Annotated in this window: 17 protein-coding genes and 2 pseudogenes; 5 read left to right on the forward strand and 14 right to left on the reverse strand. The window is 73.9% G+C overall.

Translation table 11 applies throughout. The features are described from left to right. Window positions 1-61: 61 nt before the first annotated feature. The gene (locus ABD946_RS16300) at window positions 62-835 is read left to right on the forward strand and encodes an ATP-grasp domain-containing protein (RefSeq protein WP_345284189.1); all 774 of its coding nucleotides are present in this window, start codon (window positions 62-64) and stop codon (window positions 833-835) included. Here the strand turns inward: ABD946_RS16300 and ABD946_RS16305 are convergent. Further along, a complete protein-coding gene (locus ABD946_RS16305) occupies window positions 832-1,224 on the reverse strand; it encodes a hypothetical protein (RefSeq protein WP_345284191.1) in 393 nt (130 codons plus the stop codon). The genes ABD946_RS16300 and ABD946_RS16305 overlap by 4 nt on opposite strands. Window positions 1,225-1,227: 3 nt before the next feature. After that, a complete protein-coding gene (locus ABD946_RS16310; RefSeq protein ID WP_345284193.1) occupies window positions 1,228-2,232 on the reverse strand; it encodes a hypothetical protein in 1,005 nt (334 codons plus the stop codon). A gap of 156 nt (window positions 2,233-2,388) precedes the next feature. Between ABD946_RS16310 and ABD946_RS16315 the strand changes: the two genes are divergently transcribed. Then, the gene (locus ABD946_RS16315; RefSeq protein WP_345284195.1) at window positions 2,389-3,201 is read left to right on the forward strand and encodes a helix-turn-helix domain-containing protein; all 813 of its coding nucleotides are present in this window, start codon (window positions 2,389-2,391) and stop codon (window positions 3,199-3,201) included. 71 nt (window positions 3,202-3,272) lie between these two features. On the opposite strand, the gene ABD946_RS16320 is transcribed toward ABD946_RS16315, so the two are convergent. From ABD946_RS16320 to ABD946_RS16340, 5 genes are all read right to left on the reverse strand, one after another. Beyond that, window positions 3,273-3,872 (reverse strand): hypothetical protein, encoded by a 600-nt coding sequence (locus ABD946_RS16320; RefSeq protein ID WP_345284197.1) that lies wholly within the window; start codon window positions 3,870-3,872, stop codon window positions 3,273-3,275. A gap of 32 nt (window positions 3,873-3,904) precedes the next feature. After that, window positions 3,905-5,125, reverse strand: coding sequence for a WXG100 family type VII secretion target (locus ABD946_RS16325; RefSeq protein ID WP_345284199.1), 1,221 nt, complete (start codon window positions 5,123-5,125; stop codon window positions 3,905-3,907). A gap of 175 nt (window positions 5,126-5,300) precedes the next feature. Next, window positions 5,301-7,010, reverse strand: a complete 1,710-nt coding sequence (locus ABD946_RS16330; RefSeq protein WP_345284201.1) for a DEAD/DEAH box helicase — start codon at window positions 7,008-7,010, stop codon at window positions 5,301-5,303. 175 nt (window positions 7,011-7,185) lie between these two features. Beyond that, the gene (locus tag ABD946_RS16335; RefSeq protein WP_345284203.1) at window positions 7,186-7,392 is read right to left on the reverse strand and encodes a cold-shock protein; all 207 of its coding nucleotides are present in this window, start codon (window positions 7,390-7,392) and stop codon (window positions 7,186-7,188) included. 280 nt (window positions 7,393-7,672) lie between these two features. Then, entirely contained in the window at window positions 7,673-9,208 is a 1,536-nt protein-coding gene (locus ABD946_RS16340) for an MMPL family transporter (RefSeq protein WP_345284205.1), read from the reverse strand. 1,088 nt (window positions 9,209-10,296) lie between these two features. On the opposite strand from ABD946_RS16340, the pseudogene ABD946_RS16345 reads away from it, so the two are divergent. Then, window positions 10,297-11,183: pseudogene (locus tag ABD946_RS16345) on the forward strand (phosphotransferase enzyme family protein). Between the two features lie 468 nt (window positions 11,184-11,651). Continuing rightward, window positions 11,652-12,236 carry a polysaccharide deacetylase family protein gene (locus ABD946_RS16350; protein ID WP_345284207.1) on the forward strand — a complete coding sequence of 195 codons (585 nt, stop codon included), beginning with the start codon at window positions 11,652-11,654 and terminating at the stop codon, window positions 12,234-12,236. Window positions 12,237-12,263: 27 nt separating this feature from the next. On the opposite strand, the gene ABD946_RS16355 is transcribed toward ABD946_RS16350, so the two are convergent. The 6 genes and pseudogenes from ABD946_RS16355 to ABD946_RS16380 form a co-directional block, all read right to left on the reverse strand. Beyond that, window positions 12,264-13,394 (reverse strand): serine hydrolase domain-containing protein, encoded by a 1,131-nt coding sequence (locus ABD946_RS16355; RefSeq protein WP_345284357.1) that lies wholly within the window; start codon window positions 13,392-13,394, stop codon window positions 12,264-12,266. Window positions 13,395-13,453: 59 nt separating this feature from the next. Continuing rightward, a complete protein-coding gene (locus ABD946_RS16360) occupies window positions 13,454-13,894 on the reverse strand; it encodes a hypothetical protein (RefSeq protein ID WP_345284367.1) in 441 nt (146 codons plus the stop codon). 118 nt (window positions 13,895-14,012) lie between these two features. Next, window positions 14,013-14,186, reverse strand: a pseudogene (locus ABD946_RS16365) (alpha/beta hydrolase-fold protein); the annotation flags it as partial. 503 nt (window positions 14,187-14,689) lie between these two features. After that, complete coding sequence (locus ABD946_RS16370) at window positions 14,690-17,086, reverse strand: helix-turn-helix transcriptional regulator (RefSeq protein WP_345284209.1); 2,397 nt, start codon at window positions 17,084-17,086, stop codon at window positions 14,690-14,692. 218 nt (window positions 17,087-17,304) lie between these two features. Further along, the gene (locus ABD946_RS16375; RefSeq protein WP_345284212.1) at window positions 17,305-18,006 is read right to left on the reverse strand and encodes an exonuclease domain-containing protein; all 702 of its coding nucleotides are present in this window, start codon (window positions 18,004-18,006) and stop codon (window positions 17,305-17,307) included. Window positions 18,007-18,111: 105 nt separating this feature from the next. Continuing rightward, entirely contained in the window at window positions 18,112-19,329 is a 1,218-nt protein-coding gene (locus ABD946_RS16380) for an SAV2148 family HEPN domain-containing protein (RefSeq protein WP_345284214.1), read from the reverse strand. A gap of 360 nt (window positions 19,330-19,689) precedes the next feature. Between ABD946_RS16380 and glgX the strand changes: the two genes are divergently transcribed. Continuing rightward, entirely contained in the window at window positions 19,690-21,807 is a 2,118-nt protein-coding gene (glgX, locus tag ABD946_RS16385; RefSeq protein ID WP_345284216.1) for a glycogen debranching protein GlgX, read from the forward strand. Between the two features lie 42 nt (window positions 21,808-21,849). On the opposite strand, the gene ABD946_RS16390 is transcribed toward glgX, so the two are convergent. Further along, on the reverse strand, window positions 21,850-22,677 hold the full coding sequence (locus tag ABD946_RS16390; RefSeq protein WP_345284218.1) for an SDR family NAD(P)-dependent oxidoreductase: 828 nt from the start codon (window positions 22,675-22,677) through the stop codon (window positions 21,850-21,852). Between the last annotated feature and the right edge of the window lie 34 nt (window positions 22,678-22,711).

Genomic DNA, 22,711 nt, shown 5'->3' on the forward strand with positions numbered 1-22,711 from the left:
CCCCGTCAGGCCAGGGAGAATCCACTCGTCAGGACCGCCCCGGTCGGCCAGCATGGGCCGCATGACGCTTCTCCTGCTCGCCCCCCGGATCAACGAGACCGGTCTGCAGCTGCTGACCCGGGCCCGGCACCGCGGGCTCACGGCCCACACCGCCGTGCGCTGGGAAGTGCCGTCCGAGCTGGCCGGGGTGCGGCCCGCGCACCTGTACGGCGGGCCGCTGTTCGCCGACGTGGCGGCCGGGGTGCTCGGCGTCGCGCCGCTGGAGCCGCCGGACGACTGGCTGACCACCCTGCCGCAGGAGCTGCTGGGGCGTCAGGTGGCGGCCGTCACCCTCGCCGAGGCACGGGAGCTGCGCCGCCCCGCCTTCCTCAAGCCACCGGGCGACAAGCTCTTCGCGGCCCGGGTCTACCCGGACGGCAGCGGCCTGCCCGGCCAGGACGCCCTGGACGACGACACCCCGGTCCTGGTCAGCGACGTGGTCACGTTCGCCACCGAGTACCGGCTGTTCGTCCTCGACGGCGCCGTCCGCACCGCGAGCCGCTACGCGGTCGGCGGTGAGCTGGCGGTCTCCCCGGGGCTGCCGCCCGCCGCCCTGGCCTTCGCCGCCGAGGTGCTCGCCACCGGCGGCCTGCCGAGCGCGGCCGTGGTGGACGTCGGGCAGCTCGCCGACGGCAGCTGGGCCGTGGTCGAGGCCAACCCGGCCTGGGCCAGCGGCGGTTACGCCTGCGACCCGGACGCCGTCCTGGACGTGGTGCTCCGCGCGGCCGGCCCGGCGGAGGCGCTCGCCCTCACCGACCGGTCGTACGTCCGGCCCGTGCCCGAAGTGGTGCGTTAGTCCGGCAGGGCCCAGCGCAGCGCCGCCGCCGAGGCGCCGGCCGCGTCCAGGTCGGCCCGGGCCCGGCGCGGACCCACCGCGTCGGCGAGGACGGCCACCAGGAAGCGCGGCGAGCTCGGGTCGGGGTCGGCGGCCACCGCCCGCAGCAGCGCCGGGTAGTGCTCCAGGACCCGCTGCCGCGGCCCGGCCTCCAGGGCGCGGAACACCAACTGCCGCTTGTGGCCCACCCGGTGGTACTGCGGGTAGAGCGGCTGGCGCGCGGCCAGCGCCTCGACGCGCGGGTCGGCGGGCTCGTCCCAGGCCAGGCCGAGTGCGGTGAGCAGCTCGTCCAGGCACCGTTCCTGCTCACCGAGGCTCTGCTCGTCAAGGCGCTGCGCGTCGAGTTCCATGGGTCACAGCCTACGCAGGGTGAACCGGTCGTCCGTGGTGCCGCCGAACAGCAGGTCCATCCGGCCGGACAGCGTGAAGACGGAGCCGTGCGGGCCGGCCACCACCGCCGTCGGCGCCGGGTCGGCGGACGGACGGGCCGTCAGGACGGCGGTGCGCCAGCCGTCGGTGGAGCGGATGTCCACCAGGGTGTCGGCCCCGGCCCCGCCCAGGGTGTTGGTGACGCCCAGCAGGCGGCCCTCGGAGGCGCTGTACAGACCGTCCAGACCGATCGCCTTCGGGCCGGTCAGCCGGACCTGACGGAAGTCCTCCGGCCGGTCGACCGGCACCCGCCACAGCGTGCCGTCGTCGTACTTGGCGATCAGCAGCGTCCGGCCGTGCCGCACGATCCCGTTCAGCCCGAAGCCGCCCACCGGAGCGGCCAGTCGCTGGTCCCGCAGGATCACCGAGGCCCGGCCGTCCGGCCGCACCCGGTACAGCACCGGGGCGAAGGAGTCGGTCACGTACGCCTCGCCGTCGGGGCCCAGCACCATGTCGTTGGCGAAGTGCCGCCCGGCGTCGGCGGCCACCGCCGCCAGGTCGGTGTAGAAGATCCGCCGCCCGGTCTCCAGGTCGTAGGCCCCGATGCCCGCGACCACCTTCGCCGCGTCGTGGCGCAGCCCGAAGCCGGGGTCGGCGTTGGCGACCAGCACCCGGTTGCGGGCCCGGTCGATCTGGATACCGATCACCGAGACCAGCTTGGCGGGGTCGTCCACCAGGGTGCGCACCGAGCCGTCGGGGCGGACCACCGAGACCGTGCCGTGCCGGATCGAGCCGACCAGGAAGCGGCCGTGCCCGGCGTCCCAGACGGCGTCCTCGGGGTGCAGGCTGTCGGCGTGCCCGGCCAGCACGGGGGCGGAGGCCACGGCCTGCGGACGGGGGCGGGCGGCCACGGCCGGGGCCACGGCGGTGCCCAGCAGGGCGGCGGCCACCACGGCCACGGCGGCGGCACGGATTGGACGGTTCGTCATCTCGGTACTCCTTCAAGAGCGGTGCTGCTACACCAGCGGTACTGCTTCACCAGCGGTGCTGCGTCCTTGCGATGCCTCCACCCTCCCGCCCGGCGCCGGAGCGCAGCAGTGCGTGGTGATACTGGTAGTGGCGCTACCAGGACCAGGGGGAACCAGATGACCGTCACCGAGCTGCGGCGCAGCGAGCTGTCCGACTTCCTGCGCACCCGCCGGGCCCGGCTGACCCCCGAGCAGGTCGGCCTCGCCCCGGGGGTGCGGAGGCGCACGCCGGGCCTGCGCCGGGAGGAGCTGGCGCTGCTCGCCGGGGTCGGGGTGACCTGGTACACGTGGTTGGAGCAGGGCCGCAGGATCAACCCCTCCGCCGAGGTGCTGGGCAGCCTGGCCCGGACCCTGCGGCTGGACCGGGCGGAGACCGACTACCTGTTCCGGCTGGCCTCCGACCCGTCCGCCGCCCAGGACCCGGCTCCCGCCGAACTGCCGGGCCCGCTGGCCCGGTTGACCACCGCGCAGTCCCCGGCCCCGGCCTTCCTGATGGACGCCGACTGGCAGGTGCGGGCCTGGAACCCGGAGGCGGACGCCCTGTTCGCCTTCTCCCGGCACGCCCCCGCCGACCGCAACCTGGCCTGGCTGGCCTTCGCGCACCGCCCCAACCGTGACCGCACCGTTGACTGGGAGCAGCACGCCCGCCGCCTGATCGCCCAGCTGCGCGCCGCCGCCGGCGACCGCCCGGCCCTGGCCGCCACCCTGGAGCGCCTGCGCGCGCACTTCCCGGAGGCAGGCCGCTGGCTGGACGAGCACCAGATCAGCGAACGCTCCGGCACCGCCAAGGACTTGGCCCACGAGACGCTCGGCCTGCTCCGGATCGACCAGCTGGTCCTGCAGGCCCCGGACGGCTTCCAGCTGGTGGTCTTCTCCCCGCGCGACCAGGAGACCACCGAGCGCCTGCGCGGCCTGGCCCGGACCTGCTGACCTCCCGGCGTGCCGATCTCCCGGCGTACCGACCTCCCGGCGCCCCGGCCTCCCCGCCTCCTGACGCCCGCTCAGCCGTGGAAGGCCGCCACCAAGGGGTCGGCGTTGCGCGGCAGATCGGCCGTCACCCCGGCCCAGGAGCCGTCCGCGAACAGCAGGTCGATCCGCCCGCGCTGGAGGACGCCGGTGGCGTTGCGCCGCAGCTCCCGCACCTCGTGGCGCGGGACGGCCCAGTGCAGCGCGTACTCCTCGCTGAACAGCTGCCAGAGCGCCGAGCGGTCCACCGCGACCGCCACCCGCCGGTCGGTGACCGCGAACAGGCCGCTGGTGTGGCCGCCCTCGGTGTGCAGTCGGATCACGAACCGGCCGGCCGCGCTCTCCCAGCCTCCGCCCATCCCGGTGCCGTGGAAGACCGAGTCGGGCACCGCGCCCACCATCCGGTCCTCCACCGCACCGACCGCGCTGGAGAGCGGATTGACGGCCGTGTAGGCGCGACGGAGCAGGCCGAACGGCTTGGCCAGCCGCTCCTCCACCGCACTCGGCCGGGCCGGGGTCAGGTACTGCTCGGGTGGCCGCGGGATGCCGGGCACCAAGGTCACCCGAGCCGCCTCGATCAGCTTCTCGCCCGGCTCCAGCAGCGGCTGCACCACCACCCGCACGCTCTCCAGCATCGGCCCGCCCTCCCCGTCGACCCGACCGGCCGTCAGCCGAAGGCCTGGTCGAAGCGCCGCTTGCGCTCCTCGGGGCTCAACTCTACGGTCGGGGGCAGGTTCTGCGGGTTGATCCGCTTGTCCGCCTCGTCCGCGCCGTAGATCAGGCCCTGCTCGATCGCGGTCTGCCCCGCCTCGCCCACCGGATCGCCGGTGAGGCCGACCGCGCCGAGCGCGGTCTTGCCGACGGTCTTGACCACCTTCTTCGCCGCGTACGCCTGGAGCATCGCGGGGTTCCGCCAGGTGGAGGGCCGCAGCACGCTGGCGCGCGGGCCGGCGGAGATCTCCTTGAGCTTCTGCATGGCCTTCGCGACCTTCTCCAGGGCGGTCGCCAACTTCCTTACCAGCATGGCGATCCGGGCGCTGGCGATGGCCCCCTCGGCAGCGGCGGCCGCCGCCTCGGCAGCCAGCGAGACGCCGGCGGTGACCACGCTGAACGCGGCCGCCGCGGCCAGGCTGATGACGGCCCACTCGATCAGCTCGCGGATGACGGTCTCGACCATCTCCTGGGCGAACCGGCACTGCTCGGCCGCCTCCTCCAACTGGAAGGCGGTGTTCTCCATGTCGTCCGCCTCCTCCTCCAGCCCCCGCTCGAAGGTGTCGAGCTCCTGCTGGAAGCGGTCGGCGGCCTCGCCGGTCCACTCGTGCCGCAGCGCGGCCCGGTCCCGGCGCTGGTCGGCGATCACCTCGCGGAGCGCGTCCGCCTGCTCCTTCCAGAGCTTGGACGCCTCCAGCAGCCCCTCCGGGTCGCCGGTGACGAACTCCAGCATCTCCGCGAGCGGTTCGACGATCGGCCGCATGATCTCGTCGATCACGCTGCCGAGCGGGCTCATCCAGTCACTGACCTTGGCGTAGGCGTTGGCCGCCTGCGAGGCCGGTCCGCCGCTCATGCGCCCGTCCCCCCCGGCCATCGTGGTCAGCTCGTCGGAGAGCCCCTGTTCGATGCCGTCGTAGGAGCGGGCCAGGCCCTGCGCGTACTCGTCCAGCCGCTCCATGGACTCGGCAGCGGCACCGGTGTTCTCGATCGCCGCTTCGCTGCGCTCCTGGTAGTCCCGGGTGATCTCGTCCGACTCCGGCAGCTTGCCGAACGCGCCGGCGGGCAACTGGTGCGCCCCCAGGCGAGCCCGGATCTCCCGCAGCCTGGCCGCCCGTTCCCCGGAGGTGCGGCCGAAACGCCGTATCGCCTCCGGATCGACCTGGTACCCACCCGACATGTCAGGCTTCCTTCCCCCGTGCCCCGTCGTCAGCCGCCATCCTGCGGCGGCGCAGAACGTAGCACACCCCCGACGGCCGTTCCGGTGCGCGTCCGTGACGGAACGTGCACGCGAACGCCACAGGGGCGGCGGACCGCGAAGGTCCACCGCCCCTGTGGGGAGCCCGTGCCGACGCTCAGTCGGACTTGCGGCGCTGGCGGCCGGTGCCGTAGTTGGAGCCGCTCTTGGAGCCGGAGCCCGGATTGCGGCCGGAGGACTTGCCGATGAAGCCGGCCGCCGTGCGGCCGCCGCCGGAACCACCGGAGCCGGAACCGCCGGCGCCGATCCGCTGCTTGGGGCGGGGGCGGCGGGCGTTGCCGTTCATGTCCACGTCGGCGGGCAGGCCGGAGCGCTTGGGGGCGCGACGGCGCGGCTGGGCCGGGGCGGCGTTCGGGTCGGCGGCCGGGGCGGCCACCACGGGCGGGGCCAGGGTGACGGCGACGCCGCTCGGGGTGCGGGCACCGGTGATCTTGGCCAGCTCGGCGTCGCCGGGGCGCACCTTGGTGATGGTCGGCCGGATCCCGGCCGTGGTCATCAGGCGGCTGACCTCGCGGCGCTGCTCGGGCAGCACCAGGGTCACCACGGTGCCGGACTCGCCGGCCCGGGCGGTGCGGCCGCCGCGGTGCAGGTAGTCCTTGTGGTCGATCGGCGGGTCCACGTTGACGACCAGGTCGAGGCCGTCGATGTGGATGCCGCGGGCCGCCACGTTGGTGGCGATCAGCGCGGTGACGTGGCCGTCGCGGAACTGGTCCAGCACCCGGTTGCGCTGGGGCTGGGACTTGCCGCCGTGCAGCGCGGCCGCCCGGACGCCGCTGGCCAGCAGCTGCTTGGCGAGGCGGTCGGCGCCGTGCTTGGTGTGCACGAACATGATCAGGCGCCCCTCGCGGGAGGCGATGTGCGCGGCGGCGGAGACCTTGTCGGTCGCCTCCAGCTGCAGCACGTGGTGGTCCATGGTGGTCACGGCACCGGCCGAGGGGTCCACGGAGTGGGTGACCGGGTCGGTCAGGAAGCGCTGCACCAGGCGGTCGACGTTGCGGTCCAGGGTGGCGGAGAACAGCATCCGCTGCCCGCCCGGGGCGACCTGCTCCAGCAGCTTGGTGACCTGCGGCAGGAAGCCCATGTCGGCCATCTGGTCGGCCTCGTCGAGCACGGTGATCTGCACGTCGCCGAGCTGCACGTCCTGACGGTTGATCAGGTCGTCGAGGCGGCCCGGGGTGGCGACCAGCACCTCGGCCCCGCGGCGCACCGCGTTGGCCTGGCGGTTGATCGACATGCCGCCGACCACGGTGGCGATCCGCAGGTTCACGGCGGTGGCGTACGGGGTGAGCGCGTCGGTGACCTGCTGGGCCAGCTCGCGGGTGGGCACCAGCACCAGGGCCAGCGGGCTGCGCGCGGAGGCGCGCTTGCCGGCGGTGCGGGCCAGCAGCGACAGGCCGAAGGCCAGCGTCTTGCCGGAGCCGGTGCGGCCGCGGCCGAGCACGTCGCGCCCGGCCAGCGAGTCCGGCAGGGTGGCGGACTGGATCGGGAAGGGCTCGGTCACGCCCTGCTGCCCGAGCGCCGAGAGCAGGCCCTTGGGCATCTCCAGCTCGGCGAAGGTGGCGGCCGGCGGACGGGCCGGGGTGCCCTCGACCACGGTGAAGTCGGCGGGGGCCTGCGGAGCGGTGCGGGCACGCGGGGCGCGGCGGGCGCCGCCGCCCTGCTGGCCACGGGCGCCCTGCTGGCCGCGGCCGCCGGTGCGGGACTGCTGGGTGCGCTCGCCGGACCGCTCGCGGCTCGGGGCCTGGGCGCGGTCGGCGGACTGCTGCGGGCCGCGGCGGGCGCGCGGCGGACGTGCGGGGGTGCTCATACGGGGTGGTACTCCGTCCTGGACGTCCGATGGCCACCGGCGGGCACATGGGTGCGCGCGTGGCGATCGTCCTGGTGATCGGCCGTCAGGAAGGTGTTGCCGCCCCGGCCGTTCGGCGGCATGAGGGAGGGCCCGCACCGAGCGGTACGGGCCCTCGCTCTCGCGTGGATCAGCTTCAGCCGATGACGCGGATGTTCTCGGCCTGCGGGCCCTTCTGGCCCTGGGTCACGTCGAACTCGACCTGCTGGCCCTCGACGAGCTCACGGAAGCCGTTGGCCTGGATGTTCGAGTAGTGGGCGAACACGTCCGGGCCGCCACCCTGCTGCTCGATGAAGCCGAAGCCCTTTTCGCTGTTGAACCACTTCACGGTGCCGGTAGCCATAACCGTCTCCTCTAAAAACTGGGGCAAGGAACCCACACCTCGTAGGCTCCAAGTAGCCGCGATCCCCATCCGGAGACAAAACACCGGACAAAACAAATGCGCCTGTTGGTTGGTACCAGCAGGCGCACACATACGTTCATGGGAACCAAAACTGCAACTGCTTCGACTGTAGCACGGGTGGAGCCGAGAAGATCAGAGATTTTTTCCCGCACCCGGGGCGGTGGACCGTTCGAACGGTCCACCGCCCCGGGCCGGTGCGGGCGCTACGGCCTGCGGCGCCTCAGTGGCGGCCGGCCGGCTCCGGGTTCCGCAGGTCCGCCGGCTCGGCGCCGTGGCCGGGCAGCTGGGCGTGCCCCGGCCACCAGGCCCACTTGCCGAGCAGCGCGGTCAGCGCCGGGGTGAAGAACAGCGACATCACGAAGGCCGAGACGATGATGCCGAAGGCCACCGAGAAGCCGATCTCGCTGAAGAAGATGTTCCCCGCCAGCAGCATGGTGCCGAAGGTGGCCGCCAGGATGAAGCCGGCCGCCGCGATGGTCGGGCCGCCGTGACGGATCGCCAACGAGGCCGCGCTGCGCGGGTCGTGGCCCTCGGCCGCCTCCTCCCGCAGACGGGCGATCATCAGGATGTTGTAGTCGGTGCCGATGGCCACCACGAACAGGTAGATGAGCATCGGGAGCATGAACATCACGCCCGTCTCGCCCTGGACGTGCTGGAACATCAGGCTGGTGGCGCCGACGGTGGCGGTGAAGCCGAGGCCGACGGCCGCCATCAGGTACCAGGGGGCCACCACGCTGCGCAGCAGCAGGCCGAGGATCAGCATGATCAGGACGGCCGCGACCGGGAAGACCAGCGAGTAGTCGCGGGCCATCGCGGAGTTGATGTCCTTGTAGATCGAGGTCACGCCGCCGACCAGGGCGTCGGTGCCGGTCGGGGTCTTGGCGTGGGCGACGTCACGCAGGTCGGTCACGGTCGCGATGGCCTCGTTGGTGGCCGGGGCGTCCTTGAGCATGACGGTGAAGTCGGCGACCGTGCCGTCCTTGCTGACCTCGGGCTTCGGCACGACCGTGGCCACGCCGGGGACCTTGCCCAGCTCGGCGACGTACGCCGGGAAGGCGGCCTCGTCGAGCTTGGAGCCCTCCTTGGCCTTGACGTAGACGTGGCTCGGGTCGGCGGCGCCGGCCGAGAACGCCTTCATCATGGTGTCCTGGACGACCATCGACTCCTTGGTCTTCGGCATCGAGCCGGCCGCCAGGTCGAAGGTGCCCTTGTAGCCGAGGGCCGCCGCCGAGAAGGCGAGCAGCAGGGCGCCGGAGGCGATCGCGGTGACCAGCGGGCGGCGCTGCACCAGGCGGCCCAGCGCGGCGAACTTGGCACCCTCGGGCTCGCGCTGCCAGGCCTTGGACGGCCAGAACAGGACCTTCTGCGGGATCAGCGACAGGATCGCCGGCACCAGGGTGACGGAGGCGACGGCGGTCACGCCGACCGCGATGGCCAGCGAGGGGCCCATGGCCTTGAACATGCCGAGGCTGGAGAGCACCAGCACGCTGAAGGCCACGATCACGGCACCGGCGGCGGAGGTGATCGCCTCGCCGACCCGGCCGACCGCGTTGACCACGGCCTCCTTCCGGTCGTCACCGGCCCGCAGGCGCTCGCGGTAACGGAACATCAGGAAGAGGAAGTAGTCGGTGCCGACGCCGAACAGCACGATGATCAGGATCGCCGAGACCGAGCTGTCGGCCTTGAGGCCGAAGGCCTTCACCGCGTACCCGATCAGGCCGTTGGCGACCATCGAGTAGACGAAGACCGAGAGCACCGGCAGGAAGGCGATGATCGGGCTGCGGAAGATGATGCCGAGCTGGCGTGAGCAGGATGATCACGATCGTGCCGAGGCCGATCAGCGCGTTGGCGAGCTCGGAGGAGTCCTTCTGGTCCAGGTTCTGGGCGACCTGGCCGCCCAGCTGCACCTTGAGGGAGCTGCCCTCGCCGAGCTGCTTGGCGGTCTCTACGCGCAGCTCCTTCGCGCTGTCGGCGGCCTCGGGCGTGTAGGCCTTGTCCTTCTCCATGCCGATGGCGGAGAGGGCGTACTTGCCGTTCCTTCGAGGTGGTCAGGTCGGTCACCGGCCAGCACGTGCTCGACGAACTTGACCTCTTGTCCTCGAGGCCCTTGACCACCTTGGCCATCGCCGCCCGCCTTGTCCGCCTCGGCGAGCGGGGCGCCGTCCGTGCGCTCGAAGAGCACGAAGGCGGAGGGCGTGAAAGCTGGCGGGGAACGCCTCCTGCTGCACCACCGAAGCCCGGATGGACTCGTAGTGGCGGGGCAGGAAGCTGCTCTGGTCCGTCTGCGCGGTGAGCGGCGGCGCTGGTGGCGATGATCCCGATGGCGGCGACCACCCAGGCGACGATCACCCACCACGCGCCGCTTGACGACGAATTGTCCGATCCGGTGGAACATGCTCGCTGTGGCCTCCTGGGCATGGTTCACCGCTGCCCTTGGGGGACGGGACACGGGCGACGGCAGAGACCGGCTGACGTCTTGTTAGCCGGTCGGCAGGTAAGTGAGTGTGAGCATCCTACGAGACCCCCCGTCCGGCCGGACGAGCGGGCCCCGGTCGGTGCACCCCCCGAAGGCCGTGGCACGGCCCTGACCCATCCTGACCTGCACGCGGTGGCCGCACCTCCTGCTCCGGTCGGATACGCCTCCCCCTCAGGGTGGAGTTCCACCCTGAGACCGACCCTCACCGACCCGACGACCCGTCAGATCCCGCCGCGCCGCCCGGTTCCCTCCGCCCCGACCTGCCCGCTTCGAGCCCCGCACCTCCCGTCCCCCGGTCCGCCCCGCGTCCCCCGACCCGGCAGCGCGGAAAGGCGGGGCCGGCGGGTGCGCTGGGCGATGATGCTCGGATGACCGTCTTCGACGCCTCCCGTGCCGCTGCCCTGCTCACCCGTGCCTGCGCCGCCGCCGGGCTGCCCGAACCGCGGGACGCCGAGCTGCTCGCGCTCGCGGAGAACGCCGTCTTCGACCTGCGCTCCCCCGCCGTGGTCGCCAAGGTGGGCCGGGGGGACGGAGGTGGCCGGCCGGGCCCGGCGCGAACTGGCCGTCGCGGACTGGCTCGACGGCCAGGGCCTCCCCGTCGTCCGCCCCTGGGCGTCCACCGCCTTCGAGGTCGACGGACACCCCGTCACCTTCTGGCACCGGCTCGCCCCGGCCGTCCGCCCGGCCCGCCCGGCCGACCTGGCCCCGCTGTTGCGGGCGCTGCACGCCCTTCCCGCCGCACCGTTCGACCTCCCGGCCCGGGACCTGCTCGCCCCGGTGGACCGCTGGCTGGCCACCGCCGCCACCGCGGTCGCCCCCGAGGACGTCGCCTTCCTGCGGGCCCGCCGGGCCGACCACCAGGCCGCCCTCGCCGAGCTGGTCCCCGCGCTGCCCCCGGGCGTGATCCACGGCGACGCCCTCCCCCGCAACGTCCACGTCGGCGCGGACGGGCCCGTCCTGCTCGACCTGGAGACGGCCTCCTCGGACCTGCGCGAACACGACCTGGTGGTGCTGGCCCTCAGCCACGACCGCTACGGCGTCCCGGAGGAGGAGTACCTCGCCTTCACCGAGGCCTACGGCCTGGACGTCCGGGACTGGCCCGGCTTCGCCGTGCTGCGCGGCGCCCGGGAGACCGCCAGCGCCTCCTGGGTGGCGCAGCAGGCGGCCGGGAACCCGTCGGCGCTCGCGGAGTTCACCCGCCGGGTGGCCTCGCTCCGGGAGGGGGGCCACCGAGGTGCGCTGGCACCCGTTCTGAGGCCGGCCCTCCGACCTTGGCCGGTTCGCGCCGGTGCGGTGCGCCGCGCGGAACCCGGGCAGGTGTTCGCCTCGTCCTTCCTGGTGTCTCCCCGCCGGTCCGCGACCCCAGGAGCCACCCGCCATGTGGACGCCCCGCCACCGGTCATCCCTCGTCCTGCTGGTCGCCGTGCTGGCCGGCTGCTCCGTCGCCCCCGTGGCCACGGAACGGCCGGCCGCCACGGTGTCGGCGTCCCCCTCCGCCCCGGCCTCCTCCGACGCTCCGTCACCGACGGCCGGCCGCACGGATTCTCCGACACCGGCACCCTCACCCACGCCCTCGCCGACCCCGAAGCCGTCGAGCCCCCGACCGCCCTCCCCCTCGAAGCCGGCCTCCCCGTCGCCGTCCGAGCCACCGCCGCCGAAGCCGAGCACCCCGAGGCCGAGCACCCCGAAGCCCCCTCCCCCGCAAGGGACTTCGACCGAGCTGGTGACCTCCACCGGGACCGGCCACGGCGTCGCGCTGACCTTCGACGACGGCCCGGGGGCGGCGACCGGCCAGGTCCTGGACCTGCTCTCCCGGTACGGCGTCCGGGCCACCTTCTGCGTCACGGGCAGGAACGCCGCCGCGCACCCGGAGCTGATCCGGCGCATCCGCGCGGAGGGGCACCGGCTCTGCGACCACAGCGTCGACCACCCCCAGCCGTTCGCGGCGCTGCCCCGGCAGCGGATGGTGGAGGAGATCGTCGACGCCAAGGCGATGATCGTCCAGGCCGGCGGGCCCGGCACCCAGGTCCCCTGGTTCCGCGCGCCCGGCGGCGCCTTCACCGACGAGAACCGGTCGGTCGCCGCCCGGAACGGCCTGCGTCCCCTCGGCTGGTCCGTCGACCCGCGCGACTGGAGCCGCCCGGGCGCCGACACCATCCTCTCCCGCGTCCAGCACGACCTCCGCCCCGGCGGCGTCGTCCTCCTCCACGACGGCGGGGGCGACCGCTCCCAGACGGTCTCCGCCCTCGCCCGCCTCCTCCCCTGGCTGGCGGCCAACGGCTACGGGCCCGCATTCCCCTCCGTATGAGGGCCCGTCAGCCGGCGGCGCGCACCGCTAGCGGTGGTTCTCGCAGAGCGCGGTGTCCAGCAGGGTGAAGATCTGCTGCACGGGCGTGTTGTTGGTGAAGTGCACGTTGGTCATCGCGGAGGCGTACCGGCCGTCCTTGGTGGCCACCGTCTGGCTGAAGTAGCCGGGGACGCCGCCGTTGTGGCCCCACGCCTCGCCGCCGCAGGACAGGGCCATCCTGAACACGCCGAGGCCGTACGCGTCACTGGTGACCGGGGTGGTGGCGAGCAGCTCGGCGGTCATCGCCGGGGAGAGCACCTGCCCGTTCAGCAGGGCCCGGTAGAAGGTCGCGAGGTCCTGCTCGGTGGAGATGACCGCCCCGGCCGGGCCGAACAGCGAGGGGTCGTAGTCGAGGGCCGGGCTCCAGAAGAAGAAGGGGCCGAGCCGGGCACCGTGGTAGCCGGGGATGCCCGGCGCGGGCAGGGCCCGGTCGCCGGGGGCGGGGAAGAGCGTGCGGGTCAGGCCGAGGGGCTGGATCACCCGGCGGGTGACGGCCTCGTGGACGGGCAGGCCGGTCACCTCCTCCACGATCATGCCGAGGATCAGGTAGTTGGTGTTGGAGTAGCTGAACACGGTGCCCGGGGCTCCGGCCGGGGGCCGCTTCAGTCCCTCGCGCACCAGGGTGGCCGCCTTGAAGGACCCGTCCGGTTCGGCCAGGGCGAGGCTGCCCAGCGGGTCGTAGGAGGGGATTCCGCTGGTGTGCTGGAGCAGCTGACGCACCGTGATGACGGTGCCGTCGTGGCCGTTGCCGTTCACCACGCCCGGCAGGTAGGTCGCCACGCTCGCGTCCAGCGCGACCTTGCCCTCGTCGGCCAGGGCGAGCACGGTCGCCGCCGTGAAGGACTTGCTCTGGCTGCCGATCCGGAAGTACTGGTCGGCCAGCACCGGCTTGCTGGTGTTGATGGTGCTGGTGCCGACCGACAGCTGCCAGGAGCCGGTGGTGTCGCCGGCGAAGATCCCGGCGCCCGGGCCGGCGGCGGCCTGGAAGGTCTTCAGCGCCGCGAGGGTGGCGGAGTGGTCGCCCGCCGGGGCGGCCTGGGCGGTGCCCGCGGTCAGCAGCGCGGCTGCCGCCGCCACCGCTCCGATGACGGCCGCGAACCGCTGCCGGGTGTGCTTCATGGCTGTGCTCCTCTGGGGATCGCTCGGGTCGGTACGGGGGAGGCGCAGGTGACGGCCGGTCAGCCCGCTGCCGCGAAGGCGGCGGCCAGGCGCGGCACGTAGTCGGCGAAGGCCGGGGCCCAGCAGCCGTAGTTGTGGCCGCCGTTGCAGGTCGGGGCGAGCGCCGCGCCGTTGCCGTAGTCGACCAGGCGGCTGGGGATGCCCAGCGCGTCCAGCCGGTTCTTGACGTTCCTGGAGGCGACGGCGGTGTTGGCGTCGATCACGTCGTTGTTGCCGGTGTAGAGGGTGATGCCGGTGGCGGAGAGCCGGGCCAGGTTCTTCGGCGCGGCCGGGTCCACCGCCTTCCAGATCCGGTCCGCGTTGAACACCGGGTACGGCGAGCCGAAGATCGCGTCGCTGTCGACGTAGGGGCCGTAGCCGGTGCAGTCGCCCGAGCCGGAGCCCGAGGAGCTGCTGACCGCGCACCAGGCGCCGGTCACGTTCAGCTCGGTGGCCAGCACCGCCGCCCGCACCTGCCAGATGCCGAAGTCGATGCCGCCGGACAGCGCCGCGACGTGGCCCGAACAGGTCGGGCCGGCTCTCGGCGTAGTGCAGCGCGCCGAAGCCGCCCATCGACAGCCCGGTCACCGCCCGGTGCGCCCGGTCCGCGACGGTGCGCAGGTTGGCGTCGACGAACGGGACGACCTGGGTGAGGTGGAAGGTCTCCCAGTTCGCCGCCCCCTCCGCCGTGTTCTGCATCAGCCAGTCGGCGTACCAGCCCTTGAGCCCGCCGTCCGGCACCACGGTGATCATCGAGTCCGAGTGCAGCGCGGGCGCGGCGGCCACGTCGTCCACCCCGCCGCCACCCGCCGTGCAGGAAGTAGGCGACCGGCCACCGGCGGCCCGGGTCGGCGTCGTAGCCCGCCGGGAGCAGGATCCGGATCCGGTGCTTCCCGGCGACCTGAGGGGTCGTCACGGTGATGGTGAAGTCGCCGGGGCCGTGCACCTCGGTGGCGCCGGCCAGCACGGTCAGGCCCTGGCCGTCGGCGAAGGCCGGGACGGCGGCGGAGACGGCGGCGGGCGCGGGGGCGGCGGGCGCGGGGACGGCGGCACCGGCCGGGGCGGCACCGGTCAGGACGGCGAGCAGCACCGCCGCGCCGGCGGCGAGGCGGGTGGGCATCGCGGAGGTCATCGGGGAACCCTTCGTCGGGAGGGCCCGCGCGGCGGGGTGGCACGCGGCGGGCCGGTCGTCCCGATCCTGGTGGCGGCCCGCGTCCGGTGGACAGGCCATGCCACCGGCCATCGCTGACCGGTCGTCAGGCTCCGGCGGCCGGCCCCGGGCCGAGGCCCGGAGGCGTCCGGCCGCAGCGGCCGCCGAGGTGGTGCTGCAACCGGAGGTGCCGGAACTGGTGCACCGCACCGGTCTGCCGCAGCACCCCGCGCTGATACGCGTCGTCGAGGAAGGCCGCCGGGTCCCACGGCAGCCGGCCGGTCAGCGGGAGCCAGATCCGGGCCAGCAGCAGCCACTGGCCCCAGGCGGTGAAGGCCAGCAGGTACGCGGTGGCGCCGCCCAGGCCGCCGACCGCCCCGATCAGCAGACCGTCCCAGAACTCCCATTCCAACCGCCGGTCCAGCGAGCCCCGGAGCAGCTGCACCAGGAGGCGGCCGGTGAGCGCGATGGCCAGGGTGAGGGCCGGGGCCAGCACCAGGAACTGCCGGCCCACGGTGCTGCGGTTGGAGGCGAGCAGCACGGCCGGGGTGGCGGCGGCGGTCACGTCGACCGGTGCCTCCAGTGCGGCCACCAGCCCGAAGACCAGGGCGGCGGCCAGGCCGAAGGTGAGGGCGAAGACCAGGACATCGATCAGGGTGCCCTCGACGACCCACCGGTCGGCGAGCCGGGTCCCCGAGGCCACCGCGCGTTCGGTGGTGAGGGCGAGGGCGCAGCCGGTGCCCATCACGGCTCCGCCGAACAGCCCCTGACCGGCGCGGATCGCGAAGGTGCGCAGCGGTCGGCGGCCGAGCCCTCCGGGTCCGTGCCGCAGGGTCAGCCGGACGCCCGCCGGTTCGAGCGGCGCGCCGCTCCGCGAGCGGTCCGCCAGCGCGTAGACGGAGCCGAAGGCGAGCCCGGCCGCCAGGCCCAGCAGCGTTCCCTGGAGCAGGAGCCGGAACCCGGGGAGCGGGCTGAGGAGGAGGCAGAGCAGCCAGTCCGCGATCGCCACGCTGAGTCCGGTGGCCAGCACGACGGCCAGGCTCCGGGAGCGGCGGGAGAGCGAGTCGCTGAGCTGCCACCAGGCCAGGTCGCGCTGCTCGTGGTCCAGCCGGTTCAGGTGCCGGGCGAGGTGGCCGAGCCAGCGCTCGGCCCGGGCCGGGTCGGCGAACGGCGCCCCGGGCCGCCGGCCGCCGGCGTCCCGCTCCGGGGCGCGGCGGCGGTAGACGGCGGGCACGAAGCCGGCCAGCAGGTGCTCCTCCAGGCTGCGGGCGGTGGGGAACCGGGTGGGGTCGAGGAGCTCGGCGGGGTCGCGGCCGGGTGTGTCGCTGTAGAGCGTCCGGGCCAGGATGACCATCAGCGGGGTGGTCAGCACCGCCGCCAGGTCCGCACCCCGGGGGTCGTGCGCGTCCCGGGCACGGCGCAGTCGCGCGAGCACCGTGTCCCAGGCACCGGCGTGCGCCTCGGCGGGACGGCCCTCGGCGGGTGCGGCCGTATCCGCGGTGGCCAGGTGGGCACGGGTGGTCCGGGGGAGGTAGTCGGCGAGGTCGTCGAGGGTCAGGTCGGTGAGCTCGACGGCCCCGGCCCAGACCAGCGGTGCGTGGGCCGCGCCGACGGCGTCGGCGTACTCCGCCCGCCGACTGGTGAGCACCAGGGGGGAGGAGGTCGCGTTGAGCGCTTCGAGGGCCTCGCGGCGCAGGCCGGGGGCCATCTCGTCGAAGCCGTCCAGCACGGGGAGCACCAGGTCGGCGTCGACCAGCGCCGCCGCCAGGGTGGCGCCCCGGGCGCTGCGGCGGGCCAGGTGCGGGTGGTCGCGCAGCAGCCGGGCGACCAGCCAGTCCCGCAGGGCGGTGGTGGACGGGTCCCACGAGCCCACGCCGAGGATGACGGGCACCCGGCCGCCGGCCGCCGGGGCCGCGAGCAGGTCGAGGGTGAACCGGATGGCCAGCACGGACTTGCCCGAGCCGGCCCGGCCGAGGATCACCAGCCGGCCGGACGGGATCCGGCGGTAGACCTCGGCCACCGCGCGCAGGTCGCCGCCGAGGTCGACCTCCTGCGACCGGCCGCCCGGCCCGAGCCGCTGGATGTTCTCCGGACGGTCCGTCAGGCCGGACGGTGCCGCCTGCCAGCGGACCGGCAGCGGGAACGGGTCGTGGACCCGGCGCTGGGCCTCCTCCCGCCGCCAGCGGCGCCGGACCTCGGTGGCCAGTTCGAGCGCGGCCGCGGTCAGGTCGTCCGGGGCGGTGGTCGTCGCCGGCGCGGTGGGGCCGACCGGGTCGCCGGGCGATCCGGCCAGGGTCGCGGCCAGCCGGGCCCGGTCCTGCTCGCCGAGGCCGAGCGCGTCGGCGAGCAGCTGGACCGTGCCCATCCGGTGGTTGGTGGAACTCCCGCTCTCCAGGCGGCGGATGGTGCGCACGCTGACCCCGGACCGTTCGGCGACCTGTTCCTGCGTCAGGCCCGCCTCGTCCCGGAACCCGCGCAGCAGGCCGCCGAGCTTGTCCGCCACCGAGCACCTCCCCTACCGACGGGTACGAACGGCGGCGAGCCTACAGTCGGCGACCGGACACGGACGGCCGGTTCGGTGACCCGTACGGCGAACATGACAAAGGTCACGCCGAGGGCCCGGGGCCCTGCCGATCTGCGCCTCCGCGGCGCGGGCGCGCAGCGGAACCGCGGCACCCGCGTCCGGCTGACGGTGGTTCAGCTGCCCGCGGGCCGCAGCCGTCAGCGCAGGGGCCAGGCCGGGTCTATCTCCGCCGCCGGGTCCTTCTCGCGGCGCAGCCAGGCCTGGAGGTCGGCCGCCCAGGTGCGGTGCCAGGCGATCTGACGGGCGTGCAGCTGGGTCGGCGTCAGGGCGCCGACCTCGGCCGGGTAGCGCTCGCCGAGGGCGACGGCGACGCGGACCGCGGCGAGGGCGTCGCTGCCGGCCTCGTGGGCGTCGGTGAGCTCGACGCCGTAGACCTCGCAGACGTTCTGCAGGGTGCGCGAGCCGCGGCGGTAGCGGTCCACCGCGCGGTCGACGACCAGCGCGTCGATCACCGGGACGACCTCGCCGCCGAGCCGGGCGGCCAGCGAGGGGCGGCCGTGGCGGGCGAGTTCGGCGTCCAGCAGGGACAGGTCGAACGGGGCGTTGAAGGCCACCACCGGGCGGCCGGCGGCCAGCCGCTCGCAGAGGGCGTGGGCTATCTCCTCGACAGCGAGCGCGGCCGGGCGGCCGTCCCGCCGGGCCTGCTCGTCGGTGATGCCGTGGATCGCGGTGGCCTCGGCCGGGACGGGGACGCCCGGGTCGAGCAGCCAGTTGAGCACGCGCTCCGGGCGGCCGCCGAAGGTGTCGACCAGCGCGGCGGTGACGATCCGGGAGGTCGCCGGGTCGGTGCCCGTGGTCTCCAGATCGAAGCCGACCAGGGGCTCCTTCCACCAGCTCATCCGAGATGTCCTTCCGTCGGTGCGGTCGCTGTGGACCCCATCATCGCGTGCCCCAGTGACAGCCGGTCCCGCCGGGTCCCGTCACCACCACCCGCACGGCCGTCCTCACGAGACCGCCCGGGAGTCTCCCCAGCTGTCCTCGAACTCCTCGCGGTAGACCTCCAGCAGCCCCGGCTCGGCCCCGCCGCCGCGCAGCACCAGCGCGGGCGACTCGATGCCCCGGGTGCGCCGCAGGTACGGCTGCACCACGCCGATGTCGCCGGAGCGGCGCCGCCCGGGGGTGCGCGGGCCGTCCACCAGGTAGGCGGTGAAGCGCGGTGTCTCGTCGAAGACCCGGATCTCGAAGGAGGCCTGGTCGCGCAGGTGGGCCCGGACCCGGCGGACGTGCATGATGTTCATCTCGATCGAGCGGGCCAGTTCGCCGCGCCCGAGGCCCAGTTCGCGCTCGCGGCGGCGGACGGCGCTGCCGGCCGGGTTGAGGAAGAGCAGCCGCACCCGGCAGCCGTCGGAGGCGAGGCGGACCAGGCGCTTGCCGGTGTAGTTCTGGCAGAGCATGCCGAGGCCGATGCCGAGGGCGTCCAGCCGGCGGGCGCCGTCGAGCAGGTCCTCCACCGGCAGGTCGCGCTGGAGCCGGACCCGGTCGGCGTGCACCGAGACCACGTCGGCGAAGCGGCCGCCGACCAGGTCCTCGACCACGTCGCCGGGCACCCCGCCGCCGCCCCCGCCGTCCAGCAGGCCGAGCAGCCGGGCGGCGGCCCGCTCGGTCTGGGCCAGCACGGTGGTGGAGAGGCTGCGGTTGCGGGAGACCACGTGCCGGGCGACCTCCAGCTCGTCCAGGGCGAGCTCGATCTCCCGGCGGTCGATCAGGTGCGGTTCGAAGCACGGCCAGTGCTGCACCATCAGCTCGCGCAGCTGCGGGAGGGTGAGGAAGACCAGCGGGTCGTCGTCGGCCGGGTCGAGCAGGTAGCCCTTGCGGCGGCTGACCTCGCGGACCGCGCCGGCCCGGTGCACCCACTCCTCGCCGGCCGGGCCGGCCGCGGCCGTCACCCAGTCCTCGCCGTGGGCGGGCGCGTAGACCGGGCGGAGCACCTCGTCCACCAGGGAGCGCAGGCGCTGCTCGACCAGGTTGAGCCAGACGTACGCGCGGCCCGCCAGCCGGACCCGCTGGTCGGCCTGCCCCCATTGGCCCGCCGTCCACGCCAGCGGGACGCTCTCCGCCGGACCGCCCTGGGCCGGGACGGTGGGGCGCCTCGGGGGGCCGCCGCGCAGCACCGCCGTCGGCGCCTCGCTCCGCCCGGAGCCGCCGTCGGCGGGGACCACCATGCGCTACCTCACACCTCTCGGCCCGCTGCCGGGCCCCACCGCGATCGGTCCGGCCGCGACCTGACGCGATCTGACGGACGATCAAGAGTACTGCCCGCAGCTGGAGGGGCGCAGCCCCTTGCGCGCACAACCCTCGCTCCGGCGAGTGCCCCGCACTCCGTCAAGTGCGCGGGAATGCCCCGGGGACGGACACTCGTTCGGGCGAACCGACGGCCATTCGCTCGTCCGAGGAGCGGTGGCCGGGGAACATCGAGCTGTGCCGTACGTCACGGCACGAGCCGTACGGGCATGCCCCGGCAGGATGCCGGGCATCTCGATTGAAGCGTCAATTCCGCTATGTGCCAGGGAAGTTGAGGCAGGATGCAGATCTGGCCTGGGCAGCCGTACCCGCTCGGCGCCACCTATGACGGAGCCGGCACCAACTTCGCGGTGTTCTCCGAGAGCGCCGACCGGATCGAGCTCTGTCTGCTCGGCGAGGACGGCTCCGAGCAGTCGGTGGAGCTGCGCGAGACGGACGCCTTCGTCCGGCACGCCTACCTGCCCGGGATCCAGCCCGGCCAGCGCTACGGCTTCCGGGTGCACGGCCCGCACAACCCCGGGCTCGGCCAGCGGCACAACAGCTCCAAGCTGCTGCTGGACCCGTACGCCAAGGCGATGAGCGGCCACATCGACTGGGACGAGTCGGTCTACGGCTACCACTTCGGCGCCCCCGAGCGGCGGAACGACCTGGACTCCGCCCCGCACACCATGCACTCCGTGGTGATCAATCCCTACTTCGACTGGGGGAACGACCGCCCGCCGCGCACCGACTACCACCGCACCGTGCTCTACGAGGCGCACGTCAAGGGCCTGACCAGGCTGCACCCCGGCATCCCGGACGAGATCCGGGGCACGTACGCGGGCATCGGCCACCCGGCGGTGATCGAGCACCTGGCCAAGCTCGGGGTGACGGCGATCGAGCTGATGCCGGTGCACCAGTTCGTCCGCGACCACCGGCTGCGCGACCTCGGGCTGTCCAACTACTGGGGCTACAACACCATCGGCTACTTCGCCCCGCACTCCTCCTACTCCTCCGGCGGCGACCGCGGGCAGCAGGTGCAGGAGTTCAAGTCGATGGTCAAGGCGCTGCACGCGGCCGGCATCGAGGTGATCCTCGACGTGGTCTACAACCACACCGCGGAGGGGAACCACCTCGGCCCGACGCTCTCCTTCCGCGGCCTGGACAACGCCTCGTACTACCGCCTGGCCAAGGACCAGCGGTTCTACGAGGACACCACCGGCACCGGGAACAGCCTGCTGATGCGCAGCCCGCACGTGCTCCAGCTGATCATGGACTCGCTGCGGTACTGGGTCACCGAGATGCACGTGGACGGCTTCCGCTTCGACCTGGCGGCCACCCTGGCCCGGCAGTTCCACGAGGTGGACCGGCTGTCCTCCTTCTTCGACCTCTGCCAGCAGGACCCGGTGGTCTCCCAGGCCAAGCTGATCGCCGAGCCCTGGGACCTGGGCGAGGGCGGCTACCAGGTCGGCAACTTCCCGCCGCTCTGGACGGAGTGGAACGGGATGTACCGCGACACCGTCCGCGACCTCTGGCGCGGGGAGAACGCGACGCTGGCCGAGTTCGGCTCCCGGCTCACCGGCTCCTCCGACCTGTACCAGAACGACGGCCGCCGCCCGATCGCCTCGATCAACTTCGTCACCTGCCACGACGGCTTCACCCTGCGGGACCTGGTCTCCTACAACGAGAAGCACAACCAGGCCAACGGCGAGGACAACCGCGACGGCGAATCGTTCAACCGCTCGTGGAACTGCGGCGCCGAGGGCCCCAGCGAGGACCAGGAAGTGGAGGCGCTGCGGGCACGCCAGCAGCGGAACTTCATCGCCACGCTCTTCCTCTCCCAGGGCGTGCCGATGCTCTCCCACGGCGACGAGTTCGGCCGCACCCAGCTGGGCAACAACAACGCCTACTGCCAGGACAACGAGCTCTCCTGGGTGCACTGGCCGAAGGCCCCGGGCCCGGAGGCCTCGCTGCTGGAGTTCACCCAGGGGATGATCTGGCTCCGGCGCGACCACCCGGTCTTCCGCCGCCGCCGCTTCTTCCACGGCCGCCCGGTCTCCGGCACCCACGACGACCTCACCGACATCGCCTGGTTCACCCCCGCCGGGGACGAGATGACCCAGGAGGACTGGTCGACCTGCTACGCCAAGTCGCTCTCGGTCTTCCTCAACGGGCACGCCATCTCGGAGCCGGACCGGCGCGGCGGCAAGATCGTCGACGACTCCTTCCTGCTGCTCTTCAACGCCCACTCCGAGCCGCTGGAGTTCACCGTCCCGGCCGACCACGGCGAGGAGTGGCAGGTGGTGGTGGACACCACCCTGCCCACCCTCCCGGCCCGCGGCACCGGCACCCGGGTCAAGGCCGGGGACACCCTCTGGCTGACGGACCGTTCGCTGATGGTGCTCCAGCGGCCCGCCTGACGCACGTCCGCCTGACCCACGCCCGCCTGACGCACGCCCGGCTCAGGCCGCCCGCTCCGCCACCCGCGGGGCGGGCGGCGCCGTCTTCTCGGCGTCCCGGGCCCCGCGCGACATCCGCTCGGCCACCGCCGCCACCAGGGTGCGCGGCCGACGCGGCGTCAGATGGGCACCGACGAGGTTGGACAGCCCGGGGGTGACGTAGGCCCGGTCGCGGTCCAGCGCGCGCAGCGCCGCCCGCACCACCGTCGCCGGCAGGGTGAAGGCCCCCGTCACGGCCGCCTTCCGGGTGCCGATCACCTCGAAGAAGCCGGTCTCCACCGGGCCCGGGCAGAGCGTCAGCACCTTGATGCCGCGCCGGCGGTACTCCTGGTGCAGGGCGAGGCCGAAGTCCAGCACGAAGGTCTTGGAGGCGCCGTAGACGGCGAAGTACGGGGTCGGCTGGAAGGCGGCGGTGGAGGCCACGTTCACCACCGAGCCGCGGCCGCGCGCCAGCATGCCGGGCAGCAGCTCGTGGGTGAGGCCGACCAGCGCCACCACGTTGACCATCAGCTGCTCGTGGTCGCGGCGCGGGTCGTTCTCCTCGAAGCGGCCGCAGGTGCCGAAGCCGGCGTTGTTGACCAGCAGGTCCACCTCCAGCCCCCGCTCGGCCAGTTCGGCGCCGACCCGGCGGGCGGCGTCCGGCTCGGCGAGGTCCTGGACCAGCACGTGGGCGCTCACCCCGTGGGCCTCGCCGAGCCGGCGGGCGAGCTCGGCGAGCCGGTCGGCGGAGCGGGCGAGCAGGACGAGGTCGTGGCCCCGGGCGGCGAGCTGCTCGGCGAACTCCGCGCCGATGCCGGAGGACGCGCCGGTGATCAGGGCGGTGGTGCGCATGGGTGGACTCCTTCGATCGGGGAGCTGACGCTCC

This window comes from Kitasatospora albolonga, from assembly GCF_039535905.1.
GTDB classification, from domain to species: domain Bacteria; phylum Actinomycetota; class Actinomycetes; order Streptomycetales; family Streptomycetaceae; genus Kitasatospora; species Kitasatospora albolonga.